This window comes from Rahnella sp. 1L-D-7-B-C2, assembly GCF_057290995.1.
In genome coordinates this window covers 101,219-124,808 of the sequence record NZ_JBXAVQ010000003.1, presented here as the reverse complement: position 1 = coordinate 124,808, position 23,590 = coordinate 101,219, and the positions used below count along the sequence as shown (strand labels likewise).

Genomic DNA, 23,590 nt, shown 5'->3' with positions numbered 1-23,590 from the left:
AAATGAGCCTCACCGATAAAGCCCCTGCGCAGCGTCTGCCGGCCTTTCATTTGCGCTGGCTCCCGCGTCAGCAGGCGTTGCGACTGGGGATCTGTATGTTGCTGGTGTGGGTTTTGGTGGCGCTGCTCAGCCCGTGGATTGCGCCTTACGACCCGATTACGCAGGACGCCACCGCGACGCTGCTGCCGCCTAATCTGGCACATCCTTTTGGCACTGATAATTTTGGGCGCGACATTCTCTCGCGGGTGATGTGGGGCACGCGGGTGGATCTGCAAATCTGCCTGATTGGCGTCATTTTTCCGTTCATCTTTGGCACGCTCATCGGCGCATTCTCCGGTTATCTCGGCGGCGCGGTCGATACCCTGTTTATGCGGGTGATTGATGTGGTGCTGGCATTTCCGTTTCTGGTGCTGATGTTGTCGATCATCGCCATTCTCGGGCCGGGTCTGGGCAGTTTTTACATCGCGATGGCGATGGTCGGCTGGGTGTCGTATGCACGTCTGGTGCGCTCGCAGGTGCTGACCCTCAAACACCGCGATTTCATTCTTGCGGCGCGCAGCCTGGGCTACAGCCATACGCGTATTTTGCTTTTGCATCTTTTACCCAATGCCCTGACCAGTTCTCTGGTGTTTTCGATGTCCGACTGTGTGCTGGTTTTGCTCAGCGGTGCGTCGGTAAGTTATCTCGGGCTTGGCGTTCAGCCGCCTGTAGCTGAATGGGGCGTGATGGTCGCCGAGGGACAAAGCTTTATCACTACCGCGTGGTGGATCACCACGTTTCCCGGCCTGGCGATTGTGGTGCTGGCGATGAGTTTCAGCCTGCTGGCCGACGGTCTCGGCGACAAACTGGGAGAGCGCCCATGACGCTGTTACAGGTGCGCGGTTTAACCATTGAAGACCGGCAGGGCATCGCGCTGGTGGATCAGCTTTCCCTGACGTTAAGCGTAGGGGATATTCTCGGGCTGGTCGGCGAGAGCGGCTCGGGTAAAACCCTGAGCTGCCGCGCCATGATGCGGCTGCTGCCGGGCGAAGGGCTGAGCATCAGTGGCGGTGAGATCTTGTTTAACGGCACGGATTTACTGACCCTCAACGACAAGCGAATGACGGCGATTCGCGGACGGGAAATCGGCATGATTTTCCAGAATCCCGCCAGCCATCTCAATCCCGTGATGACCATCGGCCAGCAAATCGGCGAAAGCCGTCGTCTGCATTTTGGCGCAAGCCGCCGCGAGGCACATCTGCAGGCGGTGGACTTAATCCGGCAGGTGGGTATTCCCGATCCTTTGCGCCGGGTGGATAACTATCCCCATGAGTTTTCCGGCGGAATGCGCCAGCGCGCGATGATTGCCGTTGCGCTGGCCTGCGAACCGAAAATGCTCATCGCCGATGAGCCAACCACCGCGCTGGACGTCACCGTGCAGATGCAGATTTTACGGCTGCTCCGCGATCTGCGCGACCGTCTAGGTATCGCCATCATTCTGATTACGCACGATCTTGGCGTGGTGGCGCAAACCTGTGACCGAATCGCTGTGATGTACGGCGGGCGGCTGTGCGAAACCGGCGATAAACGCCCGGTGCTCGCGCAGGCGAGACATCCCTATACGCGCGGTTTAATTGACTGCCAGCCGGTCAGCGAGGGGGGAAGTGGAAGGCTTATCACGCTGCCCGGTCAGCCGCCTGTCGCGGCACGCTTTCCAACCGGCTGTCGTTTCCATCCGCGCTGCGCAAACGCCACGGCGCAGTGCCAGCGGATGCAACCTGCAATGCAAACCGCCACGCTGACACATAGCCACGTGGCTGCCTGCCACCATCCGCTGAACGGGAGGGAAAATGAGTCTTCCATCTGAAAATAGCCCGCAGCCTTACCCGTTGCTGGAAGTCGAAACGCTGTCGGTGGCGTTTCCGGTCTCGGGCGGTTTTGGCCTGAAAAAACGCTACGTGCAGGCGGTCAACGGTGTATCGCTGTACATCAACGCGGGCGAAACGCTGGGGCTGGTGGGGGAATCCGGCAGCGGTAAAAGTACGCTCGGCAGGGCGATGCTGCATCTGGAAACTGCCAGCGCAGGCCGCGTGCGGTTTCGCGGACAGCTGATCACCGACGGCATGAAGCCGGACATCGCCCGTCTGCGCCAGCAAACGGCAATGATTTTTCAGGATCCGTACGCTTCGCTCAATCCTCGCCAGACGCTGGGGGAAAGCATCAGCGAAGTCTTGCGCGTGCATCACAAAGTGACAAAAGCCGACATTCCCGCCCGGGTCAGCGAGCTGCTGACGCTGGTCGGCCTTAGCCCGGAACATGCCGTAAAACGGCCACAGGCGCTGAGCGGCGGGCAATGCCAGCGTGCCGGAATTGCCCGCGCGTTGGCTATGGAACCACGACTGATCGTCGCCGATGAGTGCGTCGCGGCGCTGGATGTCTCGATTCAGGCGCAAATTATTAATTTACTGCTGGATCTGCGCGAGCGCATGGGGCTCGCGATCCTGTTTATCGCCCATGATCTGGCGATTGTCCGCCGTCTGTGTGACCGCGTGGCCGTGATGTATCTGGGGCGCATTGTCGAAAGCGGGCCGACGCAGACGGTGTTTAACGCGCCGCGCCATCCGTATACCGCCGCGCTGGTGGCGGCCATCCCTGAAATCGACCCCGACCGGCCTCTGCCAGAGCATCCGTTGCAGGGCGAGCCGCCCAGCCCGGTCTCGTTACCCGCAGGCTGCGCTTTTCATCCACGCTGTGCCCATGCGCTTCCCGCATGCCGGCAGGGCGCGGTACCCGAAACCCGGCATATTGCCGACCATGCCTTCGCCTGTGTGCTTGATGGCCACAGCCGCGACAGGATTTATCCGATGACTGAAGGAATGTGACATGAAGCAAAAGCATTTTAACGTTGTAGCCGCCGGGGTGCTGCTGGCGTTGAGCCTGGTCAGCGAAATGGCGCAGGCCGCGGGGGTATTAACCATCGGTCGTCGCGAAGACAGCACCACGTTTGACCCCATTAAATCTGCGCAAAACGCCGATAACTGGGTGTTCTCCAACGTCTTCGATCCGCTATTGCGGGTCGATAACACCGGCACCAAACTGTTGCCGGGCCTGGCGGAAAGCTGGACAATTTCGCCGGACGGCAAAACCTACACGCTGAAAATGCGCGAAGCAAAATTCTCCGACGGCACGCCGGTGACAGCTTCAGATGCCGTGTTCAGCCTGACGCGCATCCGTGACGATGCGGGATCTATGTGGAAAGACTCCTACAGCATTATCGAAACGCTTAAAGCCGCCGATCCGCACACGCTGGTAATCACCCTTAAGACCCCGTCGGCGGCATTTTTATCCCAGCTGGCGCTGCCGAACGCCTCGGTGATTTCACAACAGGCGCTGACCAAACAGGGTGCGGACGATTTCGCCGAGCACCCTGTCGGCTCTGGCGCATTCAGCGTGAAAGAGTGGACGCGCGGTGAGAAAGTTGAGCTGGTTAAAAACCCGTATTACTGGGATGCGGCGAAGGTGAAACTGGACGGGGTAGAATGGCTGACGCTGCCGGATGACAATTCCCGTATGCTGAAAGTACAGGCCGGAGAAATCGATGCGGCGCTGTCGATTCCGTTCTCGCGCATTTCATCGCTGCAAAAAGACCCCAAACTTGACGTCGTGCTGGATACCTCCACCCGCGAAGACCATTTGTTGATCAATCACGCCCACGGCGATCTCGCTAAAGTGGAAGTGCGTCAGGCACTGGATTTCGCCATTGATAAGAAATCGATTATTGATACCGTGACCTTTGGCTACGGCAAAATCGCTAACTCCTACATACCGGATGGCGCGCTGTATCATTACGCCGCGAACCTGCAACGTCCTTATGATCCGGAAAAAGCCAAAGCGCTGCTGGCGGCGGCGGGGGTGAAAAACCTGACGCTGAAATATCTGGTAAACGCCGGGGATGAAGTGGATGAGCAAATCGCCGTTCTTTTACAGCAACAGCTGGCAAAAGCGGGGGTCACCGCCAATCTGCAAAAAGTGGATCCGAGCCAGAGTTGGGACATGCTGGTGGCGGGAGACTACGACATTTCAGTGATGTACTGGACCAACGACATTCTCGACCCGGATCAAAAAACCACTTTCACGCTCGGCCACGATTCCAACAATAACTACATGACGCACTACCATAACGAAAAAGTGAAAGCGCTGGTCGCCGCCGCCCGTATCGAAATGGATCCGGCCAGGCGCGAACAGATGTATATCGATTTGCAGAAAATGGCCAAAGCCGACGTGAACTGGATTGATCTGTATTACAGCCCGTACCGTAATGTGACCCGTAAAAATATCAAGAACTTCCATCAGAATCCGTTAGGCCGTTTCACGTTAGAGGAAACGGTGAAAGAGTAGTTTTTGCCACATCAGGGAAAATAAGCCGTTAAATAAAATCAGACTGTACACCCCCCCCTTGCCCGCTTCCGAGCGGGCTTTTTCATGCCTGTAAAACCTGTGTTATCCCGCCTCGCGGGTTAAATCATTCCTCAACCAACGACCAGTCTCACCTTGCTTTTGAGCGTGCGCTCAAGTACCTTTCGCGCTTGAGCAATTGCTCAAAAACTTCTGAGGCTTTTATGTTTTTCAATAACCGCTGGCTGACACTGGCTGTCGTCACCAGTACGCTTTTCCTGATCGTCGTCGATATGACGGTGTTGTACACCGCATTGCCACGCCTCACGCTGGCTTTGGGCGCATCGTCTTCGGAAAAATTATGGATAGTAAATGCCTATCCGCTGGTCGTCGCGGGCTTGCTGCCTGGTGCGGGCATGCTGAGTGACCGTCTCGGCCACAAAAAACTGTTTATGTGCGGGCTGCCGGTGTTTGCGCTGGCCTCCCTGTGTGCGGCATTTTCGCCTTCAGCCCAGATGCTGATCGCCTCGCGCGTATTCCTCGCGGTCGGTGCGGCGATGATGATGCCCGCGACGCTGGCGATTGTGCGCCAGGTGTTTTCCAATGAACGCGAAAGGGCGCTGGCCATCGGTATCTGGGCGGCAGTTGCCTCCGGTGCCGCCGCGCTCGGGCCGGTGGTCGGCGGTGTTCTGCTGGAATATTTCTGGTGGGGGTCGGTGTTCCTGATCAACGTGCCGGTGGTGCTGGCTGTCTTCCCACTGGCATTCCTGCTGATCCCTCGCGGCGAGGGTAACAAACAGCGACCGTGCGATTTCGTCGGATCGGCGATGGTCATGGCCGGACTGGTCGGCGTGATTTATGCGCTGAAAGAGCTGAGCCAGATTAACTCGTCATGGACAGTTATCTTCAGCGCTGCCGCTGCGGGCGTATTCTTCCTCTGGCTGTTTGCCCGCCGTCAGGCGCGTTCAGAGCAGCCAATGATCGATTTCTCACTGTTCCGCAACCGCGCGTTTGCCTGCGGCGTTGGGGTGGCGATCACCTCGATGATCGCGATGGTGGGTATTGAACTGGTGCTGACGCAGCGCCTGCAGCTAGTGCTCGGCTTACAGCCGATCATGGCGGCGATGTTTATTCTGCCGATCCCGGTAGCCTCCGCACTGGCCTCGCCGCTGGCCGGTATGTTGCTGCCGCGCTACGGCGCCCGCGCGATGATGGTGGGCGGATTTGCTCTCGCGGCGCTGGGGATTGTGAGTTATGCGCTGTTTCACCAGACCGGCACGGCGATGCAACTGATCAGCCTCGCGGTATTAGGTTTTGGCCTCGGCGGGGCGATCACTGCGGCCTCGACGTCGATTATGCTCAACGCACCGGAAGAAAAAGCGGGCATGGTCGCGGCAATCGAAGACGTTTCGTGGGAGATGGGCGGCGTACTGGGCGTGACTTTATTGGGCGGCCTGATGACGGCGGTCTATAGCCGCAGTTTGTCGCTGCCAGCGGAACTGGTCACCGGTGATGGCGCGTATGACAGTCTTGACGAAGCGCTGCGTATTGCGGGCAGTCTCAGCCCGGAACACGCCTCGCTGATTACCGAACTGGCGAGAACGGCGTTTGACCATGCCTTTATGGCGGTGCTGATTTGCGCGACGGTGCTGGTGATCGCAAGCGTAGTGGTGCTGAAAATGGTATTGCGTAAGTCATTGGGCGCGCGCCAACCTTCCTGATAAAATGCTGGCCAGAGCGGTTGCTCAAGGCCAGCACAGGAAAGATGATGAAAGAAAACCCGGACTCGCTGAGAGCCAAAATTCTGGACGGCGCGATCAGTCTCTTTATCGAAAAGGGGATTGAGAAAGTCACCACGCGGGAACTGACCGAGCACGTCGGCATTTCCCGCAGCCATATTTATCACTATTTCAGCGACTGGCAGGCCTTGTGCATTGAGGCGTTGTCGGTGGTGATGCTGGCGGAACTGAAGCAGTTCACCGAAGAGATTGCCCTGCTGCATCCACAGGAAAAACTCCATACGCTGGTGCGCAATTATTTGCCGGACACGCAGGGGGATATCTGGCAACTCTACGGATCCCTTTGGCAGCTTGCCGCGCACAATGAGGCTTATGCCGGGCTGGCGCGAACGATGGTTCAAAAGTGGCTGGAACTTCTGGCTGAAATCATCAGCGCGGGCATTCAAACCGGCGTTTTCCGCTCCACTAATGCCGGGCGCGTTACCCGCCAGCTCTCCGCTATCATGAATGGCTATTCCGATCAGCTGATCGTCATGCCCTCCGCCGAAGCCCGTCAGGAAGCCATGGACGATATTCTGGATTTTGTGGGGCTGGTGCTGGAGAAGTAAAAAAGGCCGCCATTGCAGCGGCCTCCTGGTCACTTAATGCTCCCGCATTCCCGCCATATACATCAGCACATGAAACACCGTCGCCACGACAAAGAGCCCCAGCACGCTGCCGCCCCAGATGATTGCCATCCAGCCGACGCGTTTCCAGAAAGGCGCTTTGGTGATGATCTTGTCATCCATTTTTTGAATCAGATTCATGATACCCGCCCTCAGTGATAACCCTGATCCGGTGTGACTTTCCCGCGGAACACGTAATAGCTCCAGAAGGTGTACACCAAAATGATCGGGATGATGAACAGCGCGCCGACCAGAATGAAGCCCTGACTTTGCGGCGGTGAAGCAGCTTCCCAGATGGAGATGGACGGCGGAATAATGTTTGGCCAGATACTGATCCCAAGGCCGGTGTAGCCGAGGAACACCAGCGCCAGCGTCAGCAGGAACGGCGCGTGGTGTGCTTTTTGGCTGATGGCGCGATACATCCACGCAGAGACCAGCACTACCAGTACCGGCACCGGCAGGAACCAGTACAGATTAGGGCGGGTGAACCAGCGGGTCGCGATATCGCTGTGCGAAATCGGCGTCCACAGGCTGACCGCCGCCGTCACCAGCAGAAACAGCACCAGCAGCGGTTTGGCGATTTTATGCATCGCGTCCTGTAACTCGCCTTCGGTTTTCATGATAAGCCAGGTGCAGCCGAGCAGGGCGTAAGCCACCACCAGCGCAACGCCGCAGAACAACGTGAACGGGGTCAGCCAGTCCAGCGCGCCACCGGCGTAGGTGCGGTTTACTACCGGAATGCCGTTGATCACCGCGCCCAGCACCACGCCCTGACAGAACGTCGCCAGCACGGAACCGCCGATGAAGGATTTATCCCACACATGGCGCTTCGCCGGGCTGGCTTTGAAGCGGAACTCGAACGCCACGCCACGAAAGATCAGCCCGAACAGCATCAGCGTCAGCGGGATGGTGAGCGCATCAAGAATGACCGAGTAGGCCAGTGGGAATGCGCCATACAGCGCCGCGCCGCCAAGCACCAGCCAGGTTTCGTTGCCGTCCCACACCGGCGCGACGGTGTTCATCATCACGTCGCGGTCGTGCTCTTTTTTCACCAGCGGGAACAGCAGCCCGATACCCAGATCGAACCCGTCCATCACCACGTACATCATCACCCCAAAGATGATGATCAAAAACCAGATCAGCGGTAAATCGATACCCATTATCAAGCTCCCTTAGTGTCGTCGGACAGTGATTCTTTGATGGCAGACAGCGGACGCGCAGGCGTCCGGTGCTGGCCTGGACCGCCGTGATCGACGCTTTCACCTTCGTGCGCCTGCGGACCTTTGCGGATCAGACGCATCATGTAGCCGTAACCCACGCCGAAGACCGAGCAGTAGATCACGATGAACAGGATCAGGCTGACGCTCATCTGCAACACGTTATGGTTCGAAACCGCGTCCTTAGTGCGCAGCAGGCCATAAACCACCCACGGCTGACGCCCCATTTCTGTGGTTATCCATCCCGCCAGCAACGCCAGCAGACCGGACGGCCCCATCAGAAAGGCAAAGCGCAGGAACGCTTTTGAGGTGTACATCTTGCCACCGCGACGCAGGACAAGGCTCAGCACGCCGAGCAAAATCATCAGCATGCCCAGACCAGCCATGATGCGGAAGGTGTAGAAAATCACCGAGGAGTTCGGACGGTCTTCTTTCGGGAAGGATTTCAGCGCCGGGATCTGATGCGTCAGGCTGTGCGTCAGGATCAGGCTGCCAAGATAAGGGATTTCCACCGCGTAACGCGTTTCTTCGCGGTTCATGTCCGGGTAACCGATCAGCACCAGCGGCGTCGGTTTGTCATCTTTATTCTCCCAGTGACCTTCAATGGCTGCGATTTTCGCGGGCTGATATTTCAGGGTGTTCAGACCGTGGGCGTCGCCCAAAAAGGCCTGGATTGGGGAGACTATCAGCGCCATCCACATCGCCATCGACAACATAGTGCGGATAGCGGGCGTATCGCGACCGCGCAGCAGGTGCCATGCTGCCGCAGACCCGACGAAGAACGCGGAAGCGAGGAAGGCTGCCGTGGTCATGTGCATCAGGCGGAACGGGAACGACGGGTTAAAGATGATCTTCATCCAGCTCACCGGCACCACCAGATTGTTCACAATCTCGTAGCCCTGCGGCGTCTGCATCCAGCTGTTGGAGGCAAGGATCCAGAACGTCGACATCAGCGTGCCGAGCGCCACCATGCAGGTGGAGAAAAAGTGCAGACCGGGGCCGACACGGTTCCAGCCGAACAGCATCACGCCGAGGAAACCCGCTTCAAGGAAGAACGCGGTAAGTACTTCATAGGTCAGCAGCGGGCCGGTAATGCTTCCGGCAAACGATGAGAACATGCTCCAGTTGGTGCCGAACTGGTAGGCCATCACCAGGCCGGAGACCACGCCCATACCGAAGTTCACGGCAAAAATTTTCGACCAGAAATGGTACAGGTCGCGGTAAGCCTCTTTCTTCGTTTTCAGCCACAACCCTTCGAGCACCGCCAGAAAACTGGCCAGCCCGATGGTGATGGCGGGAAAAATGATGTGAAAAGAGACGGTGAATGCAAACTGGATTCTGGCCAGTTCTAGTGCATCAAGACCAAACATAACAACCTCTTTTTGTGCGTCAGGGTATCCCTTCAAACACAAGCACCGGCACGGGAACCGGCGATGTCTGACATTCGCAGGTGAAGTCTTGAATGAAAGGAAACGTATAACGGGGTTTTGCGAGAGGGCGATTTAACCACAGCCTGCAAAGGCAATAACAGGGACGGTTACGCAGGGAAATCAGTCCCTGAAACACTTTCCAAACAGAGGGGAAGAAAGGCGGCAGAAACTAAATTGGGCAGGAGTTGAGGAAAGCGCAAGTAACCTCAAAAATAGCGTGGAAATAATGTTGCGTTGATCTGGATCAATTAGTTTGGATGTTTTACATATGTAATTACCCTGCTTCCAGTAATGACTTGTTATGTGCCAAAGGCGTTACTAAAAGGTTAAAGCTCCAATGCCCTCTGCGGATTCTGATCCTATTGCAATGTAAATTTATGTCATCACTTTTGAGAAAATTGGGGCGCTAAGGGTAACGGTTGTAGTATTTTTTTACATTTAAGTAAACTGACTGCCCGTTTAACCTTCAACTTCGTACCGGTAATTCGTATTCTGCGCTGAGCGATATTCCTGCCGTAAATTTGTGATAACACGCACATTACTCTAAACCTTTTGCCGAAAATGCCGATAAATAGACTCCTAGTCCGATGCATAAGAGTCCATCTATGTCGCTTAAAAAGTCTTCTTTGTTTGTCCTTATTGTTCTTTTTGCTCTCTTTTTTGCCAGCATGATGTCTAATGTCTGGTTGCTCACACGCAGCAATCATTCTCTTGATGATGTGAATAAAGAAATCCGCGTGGTGCTTTCTATTATTGATCCGATTAACCACAGCCGTACGTCTCGTGTGCGGGTGATGGAATACATGAAGGAGATCGAGAACGGCAATGGCCAGCAGCTAAAACCGGCGCTGGACTCAGTAATGGAAGCAACCGGCAAAGCCGATGCTGCTTTTCAGGCGTATCTGAATGCGCCGAAGTTGCCGGGAGAGGCACCTCTTGCCGAGGCGTATCGCGCAACCTATCAGGATTATCGCCAGAACGGCATCCAGCCAATGGTCGAGGCAGCGCAGGCAGGGGATCAGGCGCAATTCAAAGCGCGCATACCGGCGGTGGTGAAACTGGATCGTCAGTATGAAATCGTGCTGGATAAAGTGCTCGCGCTGCATGAGAAATATGCCAAAAACCTCAACAATGAAGCACAAAGCAACTTCAATTTTGGCATCGGGTTGACGGTCGCGTTCTGTCTGCTATTCCTGGTTGTCATCCTTGCGGTGATGGTCTTTATGAAGCGTTACGTGCTGAACCCGCTGCTGAGTTCACGCGATCATTGTCGTCAGATCGCCGAAGGTTATCTGGATACGCCGGTACCGGTAAAAGTGAATTCTCATAGTGAGATACAGGAGCTGATGCAATCTATGGAGCATATGCGACTGGCGCTGACGCAGATTATCAGTCAGGTGCGGGATACCAGCCACACCGTGGCGCATGCGTCGCAGGAAATTTCTGCGGGAAATATCGATCTGGCTTCCCGCACGGAACAACAGGCGGCGGCCCTGACAGAAACCGCTGCCAGTATGGAAGAGTTAGGCGCAACGGTTAAACAGAATACAGAAAACGTCGTTCTTGCCAGTAGCCTGACTCGTGAAGCGGTAAAAAATGCGCGTGCCGGTGAAAAAGTGGCTCAGGAAGTGATTCAGACGATGGGCCGCATTAACAGCAGTTCTAAAAAAATCGAAGATATTACCGGTGTGATTAACAGCATTGCGTTTCAAACCAATATTCTGGCACTGAACGCCGCCGTAGAAGCTGCCCGCGCCGGTGAACAGGGCCGTGGTTTTGCCGTTGTCGCCAGTGAAGTGCGTAATCTGGCACAGCGCAGCGCGGTGGCCGCTAAAGAAATCGAGACCCTGATTTCAGAATCGGTCGCCAACATAAAAGAAGGGTCGGATCAGGTCTCCCGCACCGGTGATTCAATTACGGCGATCATTACCTCAGTGACTCAGGTGGATGTGCTGATGGAGCACATTTCCACGGCATCTGATGAGCAAAGCCGCGGGATCAGTCAGATAGAACAGGCGGTCACTGAAATTGACGGTGTGACGCAACAAAATGCGGCACTGGTTCAGGAATCCGCGGCAGCTGCCGCGTCGCTGGAAGAGCAGGTGCATCACCTGACGAATTCTGTTTCCGCATTCCGGTTAGCTGCGGTGTAATCATTACGCCGGGCTTCATCGCCCGGCTGTTTATGTCCAGAATATTCATTCGTCTGGAGATAAGATAAATCGCGGCTACTGTGAGAGTAAAATGCTAACTTGCTGATAAGATTACCTGATTGCCGTCACCGTATGAGAACTGCTTATGATTTTGATCTCTTCTCCTGTTTTAACCCTTCGTCATTTCACTCGCGCGGATCTCAACATTTTTACGCGCTATCGTCAGAACCCTAATGTCGCCCTTTATCAGAGCTGGGAAAATTTTACCTTTGAACAAGCGGAAGCCATGTTTACCCTGATGAAGGGAATGCCTTTTGCAATGCCGGATAACTGGTATCAGATTGCGATTGAACATGCTGAATTTGGGCTGGTCGGGGACTTCGGATTGCATTTTGTTGACGAATATCAGGTGGAGCTGGGTGTCACCATCGATCCGGCCTGGCAGGGAAAGGGAATTGGCAAAAGCTCATTAAAATTATTACTGAATTACCTGTTTGAGGATCTTCAAAAACATCGCGTTTATGCGGTCACGGATATCCGAAATCAAGCAAGCTATTCACTCTTCCAATCAGCCAATTTCCGGCGAGAAGGGCATTACATTAAAAACTGTTTTATCAAAGGCGAATGGTGCAGCGAATATCTGTACGCGCTCCTTGCAGAAGAATGGCGGCAATAAGCCGCCATAAAATCAGTTATCGAAATACGCCTACCGCATCAACCAGTCTTTCCGCCTGCTTTTTCAAACTCGTTGAGGCAAGCGCCCCTTCCTGCACCTGAACGGAATTCTGATGGGTAATGCGATCTAACTCCTCGATGGCTTTAGCGATATCCCGTAATCCCAGATTTTGTTCTCCGGTGGCCGTTCTAATTTGAGCAATCAGCGCTAAGACGTTTTGCACCAGCAACACAATTTCCTCCATGGTTTTTCCCGCCTGCGTTACCTGTTTTGAACCGGAAATAACCGTCTCGGTGCTGGCTTCAATCAGTCGTTTTGTTTCACTGGCGGCAGATGTGCTGCGTTGCGCCAGACTACGCACTTCACTGGCGACGACGGCAAAACCTTTATCCTGTTCACCGGCACGCGCCGCTTCGACGGCTGCGTTAAGCGCTAGGATATTGGTCTGAAACACGATGCCATCAATTACATTGGTGATAGTCGCAATTTGCTGAGAACTGGCAGTAATTTCCTGCATTGTGCCGACAACGGCCTGCATCGCGCTGCTGCCTTTTCCTTGACGAACAATATTATGCGGCTGGCCGATAATGTCTTCACTGGCAAAACCGCTGACGTCAATAAACGCATCATTGGCGTAAGTAATGCGACTGCTGGCGTCAGTCGTCGACATTAATGTGGCGTCGTCGGGATACTGATATTCCTGCTGTGTGACAGGCCGGTTATTGCGCATGGTGACTAATCCCTTGTCAGGCTGCGGGTGAAGTAGATAACGGATCCTTAACTATCAAGTTGTCGGCCTCAGAGAAATTTTCTTTAGGGATCTCACACAGATGTTGAGATAAAAGAGCATCAGATAACAAATCTGTGTCTATCACCCACGAAACATGGTGTTCATAATGACTGTGCTAAGCCCCTTATTTTTCAAACTTCGTTGCCACTATGACTCCAGACTTAATAGGTCTGGAGTCACAAATCTTTTGCCTAAGAACTTCAGGCTTGTTATAACTGCCGGCCCTATTTTTTTCTGTGAAATATTGCTGATGAATGACGCTGTATCTGCAACCGAAACCAATTTCGCCGCTGAAAATGTGGGGCGTCATGTACTGGCCTATCTTCAGCAAATCAAAGCCACGCCGCTGGCAAAACTGGATGACTTCGATGAAGAAGGAAATGCGACAGTCGGACAGGTGATCAAAGTGTGGATCCGGCTTTCATTAGTCCTGACCCGTCGTCGCCCGGAAATTGCCGTCTCCTCGATCATGAAACATGTGCTGCCGGTGATAGGGGACGTTCCGCTGAATAAAATCACCCGGCTACGGCTCAACCGTTTATTCAACGTACTGCTGGCCGACGGGAAAATTTCTGAGGCGAAAAGGGTGTTTGCGCTGTGTAAGCAATTTTTCAGCTGGGCGGAAACTCAGGGCTATCTTCCGCACTCGCCCCTCGGGGCGATGAAACGTCGTGATGTCGGCGGGCGAAATACACCGCCGCGTGAACGCACATTAACCGACGCTGAAATCTGGATTTTCTGGCATGGATTAGACCTGTGGGATATATCAGAACAATGTCGCTGGGCGCTGCGGCTTTGTTTACTTACTGCGCGTCGCCCGGATGAAGTCGTCCGCGCGCGTAAAGATGAGTTTCATTTACGGATTAATGTCTGGCGGCAGGGCACGCGCAACAAATCTGCCCGCGATCACAGTTTGCCGCTGACGCCATTGATGCGGATTTGCATCGACAGGCTAATCGACGCCAGCCCGAAAGAGACGCCATGGCTGGTTCCGTCGCCGAAAGATAATCAAAAACCGTTATCTCGCGGGGCCATTACTCAGGTGATTCGCAGGATGCTGCGCGCTGAACGCGGGCTGGGTATCGCGCCTTTTACCACCCGGGATCTTCGCCGGACTGCCCGTTCAAAACTAGCCGCATTGGATATCTCCAACGACGTAGCCCGTAAAATCATGAATCATTCGCTGGAGGGAATCGACCGCGTTTATGATACCCATGACTATTTACCGCAGATGAAACAGGCGCTCGACGCATTTTCTGACAATATTGAGGGCATCATTAATGCCCCTGATTACTTATCATTACGGCATAAGTATGAAGGCGAAATTTTGCAGATTCCTGAAATATCGCTGCTGTATATGGAAAATTAACTGCTTTTAGCGTCATAACGTTTTTTTCACTATGTTGTAAGAATGTCAAAGAATAATAACTAACACACAGCAAAGATGCGTCGTAACAGGAAAGCGGATCTGAGCTGCTACACTTGTAGATTGATTTGGCAATGCCAGAAGACTGAGGAATAAACGATGCATCCACAACAACCGCACGCTATCGGGCTGCCAGAAGCGACCAAAACACTCCTCCTGAGCACCGGAACGGCGGAGCAAAAACGTCATGAAATTCGTAAATACTTTATTCAGACCTGGGAATTATATGAAAGCCTGTTTGACTGTCTGGCTGATGAAAGGGCGTATTACAACAAAGCGATTTCCCTGCGCCATCCGCTGATTTTCTATTTTGGCCACACCGCCACGTTCTTCATTAATAAACTGATGGCCGCCGGGCAATTGCCGCAGCGAATCGATTCACAAATTGAATCGATGCTGGCGATTGGCGTGGATGAAATGAGCTGGGACGATCTCGACGATCAAAACTATAACTGGCCGTCCGTGGCGAACTTGCGTGAATACCGTAAAAGGGTGCGCGAGGAAGTATTAGGCATTATTGACACCATGCCACTCAGTTTGCCGATCGACTGGAACAGTCCGGCGTGGGTGATTCTGATGGGCATCGAACATGAGCGTATCCATCTGGAAACCTCCAGCGTGCTGATCCGCCAGTTACCGGTGGAATGGGTAAAAACTCAGCCACATTGGCCAGTGTGCAAAGACGCAAGGTCTGACCGTAAAACTGTGCCTGAGAACCAGATGGTGTCAGTAAAAGGTGACGTTGTCACACTCGGCAAGCTCGATGATACTTATGGCTGGGATAATGAATACGGCTCATCTGAGCATAAAATTCAAGGATTTAGTGCCAGCAAAATGTTGGTGAGTAATGCTGAGTTTTATACTTTCCTGCTTGCCGGGGGGTATCAGGATACACAATGGTGGGATGACGAAGGGGCAGGCTGGCGTGATTTTACTCAGGCAGAAATGCCGACATTTTGGGTCGGTTCGCTGCGTGAGCCTGAGCAACTTAAACTTCGCCTGATGACAGAAGAAGTGCCGATGCCCTGGGACTGGCCAGCGGAAGTGAACCAGCTGGAAGCCGCAGCGTTCTGTCGCTGGAAAGCGGCACAAACCGGTGAATCCGTGCAGTTGCCGACAGAGGCCGAATGGATGATTCTGCGTCAACAGGTACCGGGGGATCAACCTGACTGGGAAAAGGCGCCGGGTAATATCAATCTGGAATACTGGGCGTCTTCGTGCCCGGTGGATCATTTTGCGCAGGGCGATTTTTACGATGTGGTGGGGAACGTATGGCAGTGGTCATCCACGCCAATCGGTGGTTATAACGGTTTCCGCGTTCATCCTTTATATGATGATTTCTCAACGCCGACCTTCGATGGTAAACATTCGATGATCAAAGGCGGCAGCTGGATTTCGACCGGTAATGAAGCGCTGAAATCTGCGCGTTATGCTTTCCGCCGTCACTTCTTCCAGCACGCCGGTTTCCGCTATGTGGTGTCCAGCCATCAGGAGACTCAGACGGTGAATCCGTATGAAACCGACGGACTGGTCGCGCAGTACCTCGATTTCCAGTACGGCCCACGCCATTTTGATGTGCCAAACTATGCGACACAGCTGGTTGATATCGCGGTAAAACATGTTTCTGCGCGGGGTAGAGCGCTGGATATTGGCTGCGCTACCGGTCGTGCCAGTTTTGAACTGGCACGACATTTCGATACGGTCGTCGGGATGGATTATTCCGCCCGCTTTATCGATGTGGCTCTGGCATTGGCGCGAGGTGAAGCCTGCCGGTATGTGATCCCTGAAGAGGGCGAGCTGGTGGATTATTGTCAGGCTGTGCTGGCTGATGCAAATATCACCCAGGAGCAAACCCGACGGGTGAGTTTCGTACAGGGCGATGCCTGTAATCTCAAACCTCAGGCCGAATTATACGATCTGGTTTTGGCCGCTAACTTGCTGGATCGCTTGCGGGAACCAGCGAGTTTCCTGAAAGATATTGCGCCAATGATTCGTTCTGGCGGTTTACTGATGCTGTCATCGCCTTATACCTGGCAGGAAGAGTACACGCCGAAGCAAAACTGGCTTGGTGGATTCCGTGAAAATGGCGAAGCGGTGACCACTCATCAGGCATTGCGACGTTTGCTGACCGCCGAATTTGAAGAAGTACAGAGCCCTCAGAACGTGCCGTTTGTCATCAGGGAGACTGCCCGTAAATTCCAGCATACTGTTGCAGAACTGACACTCTGGCGTAAGCGCTAAATCCTTTAGCAACCAATGTAGTAACCAAAGGGTGAAACGGCCGCAAATGTGGCCGTTTTTTCTGTTTTTTGCCCTGAAAGACGAAACGATTAACGCGGGTTAAGCTGCTCTCGGTTTTTTTATTAAGGACCATTAAGAATGTTGTAACTAAAAAATGGATTTTAATAAAAACGCTAACAATAGGGAGACTCCGCAGGCACATTTTAAGAGTGAATTTAAAGACAGATGATTAACAGGCCAGATAGGAAAAGCTCTCATTTTCAATGATTAATTTCACTTAAATTACAGTATTCTTTGCACAAGCAGCTTACTTAATCTATACATAAAATTAACTCAAATTGTACATATAGCAGGCTATGTACATTAGTTCTGAGGATGACTTTTGATTTCTTTTTCGGATTAACGGGTTTTCATTGGTGTCCGGGGAGAGGGAGTTTCCGGCAGCCGGGCCTTTACTCCCCCTCAGAGGTATTTATGCATACCCGATTACCCTTATCCAAAGTAGCCGTTGCAGTCCTCGCCGTGATTGGTTCTCCAACTGTGTCCTTATTTTCCAGCCCACTTTATGCCGTGACGTTGCAGGCTTTTAATCCTGTCGATAATGACCAGTTAAACGGTAATCTTTTGGTGAGCGGTGGTACGGTCACTGAGCCCACAGGGAATCAGCAATTCGCGTCCGGAGTTGATGGCTCTGTCAATACCACGCTCGGCGCATTGCAAGGCCTCAACCGAATTGTTAACGATCACGGGGTGCTCGGTGCTAACCGTCTGGATATTGGACCAGCGAACTTCGGTACCACTATTCCAGACCCGACGACGGGCGGGAATACCACCTTTCAGGTTTATAACCCGGCAAGTCTTGTGGCACTGGCACCTGTCGATGCGGGGACATCGGTCGCCGACGTGGTGAACGTACAGGATAATCAATACATCAATACCCGTATTGCGGATGTAAATACGGGCGGCACCTTAAACGTGAATATTGGAAAGACGACTTCAGCGGCCAGTGCCACGACGAATGCCTGGACAATGGCGGCCAAGCAAAGCACCTTATTTAATGTCGATGGCTCCAGTGGTGCAGATTCCATCCTGAACTGGAATTCCAATAATCGCATCACCTTCACCGGCACCTACGCTGACCCGACGGTTCCCCGCCAGCTTTCCGTACAAAACCTGATTACTTATAACGGCACGTTCACCGTGCAGACCGCAGACGGCGCAACCAACAGTTTTAACGTGACGAATGCCGCAGGGCTGAAGAGTTACAACGACTGGCTGATCACGCAGCTTAAATCCGGGAATCTGGATAAAAGTACTTATCTGACTAACTTCAATAAAGCGTTTATCCGCAGCACCAACACCGTCGATTACCTGATTTCCGCAGATGACCCGACTGACGATGTGGCTCAGTCCATCGGCAATCGCATTGTGATTAACGCCAACGGCGCCAATGCAAAAGTAAACGTCGCGGCGGGAAAAACGCTTGAAGTCATCGGCGCAAACGGCGGTGCAATTCGCGGAACTCATGGTGCAGAAGTGACGGTGAACGGCAAAGTCAGCAGTTCTGGTTCGTTGGGTTCTGAAGGCTCAGCCGTTTATCTTGATGACAGCAGCGCGACGAACAACGGTGTCATCAACGGCGGATTTATTAACCGCGTCGACGGTACCGGAGTCGGTTCAACCGGTTTTGGCTCGAACGGAGTTCAGGTACAAAACGGCAGTACCTTCGATAACAACGGTATCGTCAACTTCGCCACCATCGGCGGCACCACTGCGGCGGTCAATCTTGGTGCTGGTTCGGCAGCGACCAACAGCGGCAATATTAACGTCGGGGTGAATGGTTCCAGCGCGACGGGAACCACCAGCGGCGTGCTGGTGGGTGATGCGACAGCATCGTTTATCAATAACACGGGCGGTATGATTTATCTCGGCCGTGGTCCGCAAAACAGCCTGACTGACAGCACCGCGGATACCGCGGTCAATCAAAGCGGAACGACGGCGGGTGTGCAGGTCACCAGCGGCGGCAGTGCCATCAATAACGGCAGCATCGTGCTGGGTTCGAGAATTCAAAATGGTGCGGGGATGCTGGCCAACGGCGGCACCGGCATCACCCTGCTTAATAACGGTAATATCGATGTAACCGGTAAGGCAACGGCCATTCCCCGCGAAAATATTGGTATGTCGGTACTGAATGCCAGCGGAGATATTAATAACGCTGGCATCATCAACCTGACCGGTGTTAACGCCACCGGTGTCAAAGTGGTGGCTACGCAGGAAAATACCGCATCCGCGACGTCCACCGGTACCATTAACGTCGCAGGCGGTTCGGATCCGGCCAGCGGCACGCGCAACTACGGCGTCTGGGTAGAAGGCCAGGGCACTACCGGCAGGGCTTCATCCACCGTGGATGGTCCGGTGAATCTCACCGGCAACGGGGCAATCGGTGTTCATGCGCGCGGTAACGCCACGGTAGATGTGGCTTCCACCGCCATTCCAACGTTTAGCGAAGGCAGTAATCAGATTGGCTTCTTTGCTTTCGGCCCTAATGCAAAAATTAACAGTATCGGTAATAACGCATTTGATGTGACGACCTCCGGTTCGACCATGTTCCGCCTCGAACAGGGCGCAGATTTCGATGGCACCAACCTGACCCTGACGTCATCCGGCGCGAATTCCGTCGGCGTACTGGGCACCGGTACCGGTGGCACGATCATTTCCAGTAAAAATGCGACCTTTGAGGTCTCCGGTAACGGCGCAACCGGGATAGTGATAGAAGGCGGTGCCACCAGCAGTATCGACACCGACACCACGTTTAATCTCTCGGGCGCCAATGCGGTCGCCGCAATAGCTGACGGTCAGCGGCATACGCTGGCAGGCGCCAATACCGGCTCACCGGTGCAAAGCACGGCGCTCACCTCGGCTGCTGTTCTCACTTCCTCGCAGAACGGGCTGACAGGCTACATCGCCCGTAACCGCGCCACGCTCACTAATTCCGGCGATATCACCTTTACCGGTGCAGGTGCGACCGGCTTACGGGTCGAAACCGGTGCGACCGGCATCAATACCGGTAACATCAGCGTCAACGACGGCGGCGCAGGAATGGTGGTTAACAGCGGCACCAGCGGCCTGACTACCACGGCAACGACCAGCGGAACGATTGATGTAAACGGGGGCAGCATCGCCAGCCGTACCCGTGGCGTCAGTGCCAGCGGGGCAAAAGCTGTAGCGACGCTGAATAATGGCTCGATGATTAATCTCAATGGCTTTGGCGCGCTGGGTGCTGAAGCCATCGATGGTGCGACGGTCAATATCGCCAGCACCGCCACGCCAACCTTTAATAACACCGATCAGATCGCTTACCGTGCGAGCGGCGCAGGATCCGCCATCAACAGCGCCACCAGCATTCTGAATGTCGACACCGACCGTTCCACGCTGTATCGCATCGCCGACGGTGCCACCCTGACACTTGGAAGCGGATCTTCTTTAACCGCTTCCGGCACTGACAGCATGGCACTGGTCAGCACGGGGCCGAATGCGCGGATTAATACCAACGGAACCCGGCTCATTGCCAGCGGAACCGGCGCACGGGCAGTGACCGTGGAAGGTGGCGCGCAGGGGAATCTGGATGCAGCCAGTTCATTAACGCTCAGCGGAACAAACAGCATTGGCGGCGTCGCCGACGGGCAAAAACATCAACTTGACGGCACCGCCACCGGGGCTCCGGACGCCAGTACGACGCTGACCAGCGCGGCCTCGCTGATTTCCAGTGCATCCGGCACTATGGGTTACATGGCCACTAATCTGGCCAACGTGATTAACAATGGTGTAATAACCCTGAGCGGTGCAGGCAGCAGTGGCATGACCGCTCAACTGGGCGGTACGGTCACCAATAATAACCAGATCACGCTGACCGGGGCAGACAGCACAGGTTTAAGTGCCACACAAAACGGCGTCGCGACAAATAATTCAGGACTGATACTCAGCGGGGCTGGCAGCACCGCCGCACGCCTGACGTCAGGCAGTACTTTTACCAACAATGGCACGCTGCATGTTTCACAAGGTACGGGAATTGATGCCAGCGGGGGCGGCACGTCGATCGCCCGCGCTGGTAATATCACGGTCGATGATGGCATCGCCGGTGTGCGCCTCTCTGACGGCACACAGCTGGCGCTTACCGGAACAGGAAATAACATCACCACCAGCGGCACTGCCCACGGCGTGTTGCTAGATAATGGCGCGGCCGGTCTTTCTTTCAATAACACCACACTTAACATTAACGGCACGGGCAGCGGCATAGAGAATCGTACGGAAACCGGCAATGTGACGCTGCAAAACACCACTATCAATGTCACCAACGGTAACGGCATCAGATCCGCCACGTCGTTTGATCCGGCGTCCACGCTGCGCGTCAACGTCAACGGAAGGGGCACGGCGTTTAACTTCACCAATGCCAATCTCACCACGACCTCCGGCGCGCTGACGCTGGGCGAAGGCTATGTATTTACTGTCAACGGCGCAGGCGGAACCGGGATCAATGCCAATACTACCGGTGACATTGTCACGTCTGCGACAGTAAATGTCATCGATACTGCCGGAGGCCCGGCGCTGGTGGCAGGCACGGCAGGCACGGTGCTTAATACCGGCGTACTGACCTCAGCCAGCATCACCGCGCCGGTGGTTGATCTCAGTAACGGCAGCACTGCACGGTTTGAAAACCGGGGCATCATCACGCCGTCTTCTGCCAGCGCAGTGGCGGTTTCCGGCAGCGCAGGCGATGATAATGTTCTGCTGACCTCCGGCAACGTGTTCGGTGATATCAATACTGGTGCGGGTGATGACACCATTACCTGGAAAGGCGGCACACTCGACGGTAGCCTCTCGCTCGGCGCTGGCAATGCTAACCGGGCGTACATCAATAATGTTGATCTGTCACAGACCCGCCACATTACCAGCGGAATTGGTAAGGATAACCAGGTCAGTTTCTCGCAGATTGTCTCGCGCGGCGGCACCTTTGACACCGATGATCTTGCCCTTGGCGTCAACCTGGGTAACGGCTGGAACGTGATCAACTTTATCGATGGTACACAGTGGGAGCTGACCGGCGATCTGAAACTCGCGCACAGCAACGTCAATATCGACAGCACCTCGACGCTGTTTGCCGGTAACGGCGTTAACCCGACGATTTCCGGCGGAGAAGAAAACTCGGCGATTGTGACCAACGCAGGTCTTATCGATCTGACCAACGGCAGCGGCTCGCCTGGCAACTCACTGACCATCAATGGCGATCTGGTGTCGGATGGCGGGACAGTGAAAATGATCACTGACCTCAACGAAGGCGGCGTGCTGAGCAATCAGTTCACCGATTCACTGAGAATTACCGGCAACGCCAGCAGCGGGACGACACTTCTCGACCCGACCGCGGCGGACGTCAGTACTGGCAAACTCACCGATCTCAATCATTCTTCAACGATGGATGCTTATGAAGGGATTTCACTGGTGCAGGTCGGCGGAAACGCCAGCGCAGGCAGCTTTGCGCTGAAGGGCGGTTATCTGGCCGCCGGGCCGTGGCGTTATGATCTATACAGCTTCGCGCCGGGGGCCAGTGATGCCAATCAGCGCGAAGTCGCAGGCGGGATCAATAACACGTTCTGGGATTATCGCATCGGCAATGCCTATGTTTGTCAGGGGGACGACTGTAATCGCAGAATCCAGCCCGCTGCGGTCACGCCGACCAATCCGGGCACGCCGGAAGATCCGTCCACACCGGTTGATACCACCAGCATGCCGCTGACGAATCCGCCGGATGACGGTTGCGTGGTGAACGGTATCGATAACTGCGCGCCGGGGCGTCCGGCTGTCACGCCGCAGGTGCCGTCTTATATCTCCGCGCCGGTGGCGCTGGCCTATTACAACGCGTCGATTATCGATGATTTGCACAAACGCCTCGGTGAACTGCGCCACGAAGAAAGCCGCGCTGAAGGCAGCGGCGGCGAGATGTTCCTGCGTTATATCGGCTCGAACATGACCTACAAATCCAACGTCGGCTTTAAGCAGTTTGGCTATGACTTCGACATGGATTACAGCGCAGTGCAGGTGGGCGGGAACGTGTTGCGACTCGACGGTGACAAAGATAGCCTGCGCGGCGGGCTGGCCTACACTCACGGTAACAGCCGGATGCGACCAAAAGCGGCAGACGGATTCAGCAGCACGACCTTCGACAGCGACAGCATCGCGCTTTATCTGACCTGGCAGCGACAGAACGGTTTCTACATGGACGGCGTGTTGTCGTTTGATAATCATCGCGGCCAGACTGATATTCCACGCCAACAGGACGTTGGCTCGCCGAAGGCAAAAAGCTGGAGCGCATCTCTGGAATCGGGATATCCGTTCCTGTTCGACAACGGTGTAAAACTCGAGCCACAAGCACAGCTGATGTATACGCGCATCAATATGGAAAACTTCACCGATAAAGACAGCACCACGGTGGATTATCAGGATTACAGCCAGACCATTGGCCGGGCAGGGCTGCGCACCGATCGCACATGGATTGATGAAAAAGGGCGACAATATACACCTTACGTCCGCGCCAACTATTACCGTGGCTGGGGCGGTGAAGCGAAAACCACCATCGGTGCGCAAAACGCAACCATCAGTCAGACTTTCGCCAGCGGGAAGTTCGGTCAGATGGGCGAACTGGGCGGCGGTGGCACCATCACCTTTAAAAATGATGTGTCTTTGTATGCTGAAGTGGACTACCGCAAACAGATCAACAGCAACGGCGCAAAAGGCTGGGGTTATACCGGCGGCGTTCGCTGGACGTTCTGATAATTCATTGCCGTCGTGCCCTGTAGAGATACAGGGCTTTTTTCACACCACGTT

General features: G+C 54.5%; 15 protein-coding genes. 11 read left to right on the top strand and 4 right to left on the bottom strand.

Annotation, left to right across the window (positions count from 1 at the left end; translation table 11 throughout):
• Positions 1-2: 2 nt before the first annotated feature.
• The 6 genes from AC0Z7K_RS06750 to AC0Z7K_RS06725 all read left to right on the top strand — a co-directional run bounded on the left by AC0Z7K_RS06750 (position 3) and on the right by AC0Z7K_RS06725 (position 6,721).
• A complete protein-coding gene (locus tag AC0Z7K_RS06750) occupies positions 3-863 on the top strand; it encodes an ABC transporter permease (protein WP_485613901.1) in 861 nt (286 codons plus the stop codon).
• A complete protein-coding gene (locus AC0Z7K_RS06745; protein WP_485613520.1) occupies positions 860-1,846 on the top strand; it encodes an ABC transporter ATP-binding protein in 987 nt (328 codons plus the stop codon). Before AC0Z7K_RS06750 ends, AC0Z7K_RS06745 begins: the two co-directional genes overlap by 4 nt.
• Positions 1,830-2,861, top strand: coding sequence for an ABC transporter ATP-binding protein (locus tag AC0Z7K_RS06740; RefSeq protein WP_413530951.1), 1,032 nt, complete (start codon positions 1,830-1,832; stop codon positions 2,859-2,861). Before AC0Z7K_RS06745 ends, AC0Z7K_RS06740 begins: the two co-directional genes overlap by 17 nt.
• A 1-nt stretch (position 2,862) precedes the next feature.
• A complete protein-coding gene (locus tag AC0Z7K_RS06735) occupies positions 2,863-4,377 on the top strand; it encodes an ABC transporter substrate-binding protein (protein ID WP_485613519.1) in 1,515 nt (504 codons plus the stop codon).
• 221 nt (positions 4,378-4,598) lie between these two features.
• A complete protein-coding gene (locus AC0Z7K_RS06730; RefSeq protein WP_485613517.1) occupies positions 4,599-6,095 on the top strand; it encodes an MFS transporter in 1,497 nt (498 codons plus the stop codon).
• Between the two features lie 47 nt (positions 6,096-6,142).
• Positions 6,143-6,721, top strand: a complete 579-nt coding sequence (locus tag AC0Z7K_RS06725) for a TetR/AcrR family transcriptional regulator (RefSeq protein WP_485613899.1) — start codon at positions 6,143-6,145, stop codon at positions 6,719-6,721.
• Between the two features lie 33 nt (positions 6,722-6,754).
• Here AC0Z7K_RS06725 and AC0Z7K_RS06720 read toward each other — a convergent pair whose 3' ends face one another.
• From AC0Z7K_RS06720 to AC0Z7K_RS06710, 3 genes are read right to left on the bottom strand one after another with little or no spacing between them, the layout of a single operon-like run.
• On the bottom strand, positions 6,755-6,919 hold the full coding sequence (locus AC0Z7K_RS06720; protein ID WP_485613515.1) for a DUF2474 domain-containing protein: 165 nt from the start codon (positions 6,917-6,919) through the stop codon (positions 6,755-6,757).
• A gap of 11 nt (positions 6,920-6,930) precedes the next feature.
• Positions 6,931-7,938 (bottom strand): cytochrome d ubiquinol oxidase subunit II, encoded by a 1,008-nt coding sequence (gene cydB / locus AC0Z7K_RS06715; RefSeq protein WP_485613513.1) that lies wholly within the window; start codon positions 7,936-7,938, stop codon positions 6,931-6,933.
• Positions 7,939-7,940: 2 nt separating this feature from the next.
• Complete coding sequence (locus AC0Z7K_RS06710; RefSeq protein ID WP_485613511.1) at positions 7,941-9,365, bottom strand: cytochrome ubiquinol oxidase subunit I; 1,425 nt, start codon at positions 9,363-9,365, stop codon at positions 7,941-7,943.
• A gap of 665 nt (positions 9,366-10,030) precedes the next feature.
• Here AC0Z7K_RS06710 and AC0Z7K_RS06705 point away from each other — a divergent pair.
• Positions 10,031-11,578: a methyl-accepting chemotaxis protein gene (locus tag AC0Z7K_RS06705; protein WP_485613509.1), complete on the top strand. Its 1,548-nt coding sequence runs from the start codon at positions 10,031-10,033 to the stop codon at positions 11,576-11,578.
• A 145-nt stretch (positions 11,579-11,723) separates the two neighbouring features.
• Positions 11,724-12,254 (top strand): GNAT family N-acetyltransferase, encoded by a 531-nt coding sequence (locus AC0Z7K_RS06700; protein WP_485613507.1) that lies wholly within the window; start codon positions 11,724-11,726, stop codon positions 12,252-12,254.
• Positions 12,255-12,270: 16 nt separating this feature from the next.
• On the opposite strand, the gene AC0Z7K_RS06695 is transcribed toward AC0Z7K_RS06700, so the two are convergent.
• Positions 12,271-12,924 carry a methyl-accepting chemotaxis protein gene (locus tag AC0Z7K_RS06695; RefSeq protein ID WP_485613897.1) on the bottom strand — a complete coding sequence of 218 codons (654 nt, stop codon included), beginning with the start codon at positions 12,922-12,924 and terminating at the stop codon, positions 12,271-12,273.
• Between the two features lie 370 nt (positions 12,925-13,294).
• Between AC0Z7K_RS06695 and AC0Z7K_RS06690 the strand changes: the two genes are divergently transcribed.
• From AC0Z7K_RS06690 to AC0Z7K_RS06680, 3 genes are all read left to right on the top strand, one after another.
• A complete protein-coding gene (locus tag AC0Z7K_RS06690) occupies positions 13,295-14,413 on the top strand; it encodes a tyrosine-type recombinase/integrase (RefSeq protein WP_485613505.1) in 1,119 nt (372 codons plus the stop codon).
• Positions 14,414-14,569: 156 nt separating this feature from the next.
• On the top strand, positions 14,570-16,711 hold the full coding sequence (gene ovoA / locus AC0Z7K_RS06685) for a 5-histidylcysteine sulfoxide synthase (protein WP_485613503.1): 2,142 nt from the start codon (positions 14,570-14,572) through the stop codon (positions 16,709-16,711).
• A 474-nt stretch (positions 16,712-17,185) separates the two neighbouring features.
• A complete protein-coding gene (locus AC0Z7K_RS06680; protein WP_485613501.1) occupies positions 17,186-23,536 on the top strand; it encodes an autotransporter outer membrane beta-barrel domain-containing protein in 6,351 nt (2,116 codons plus the stop codon).
• Positions 23,537-23,590: the final 54 nt, after the last annotated feature.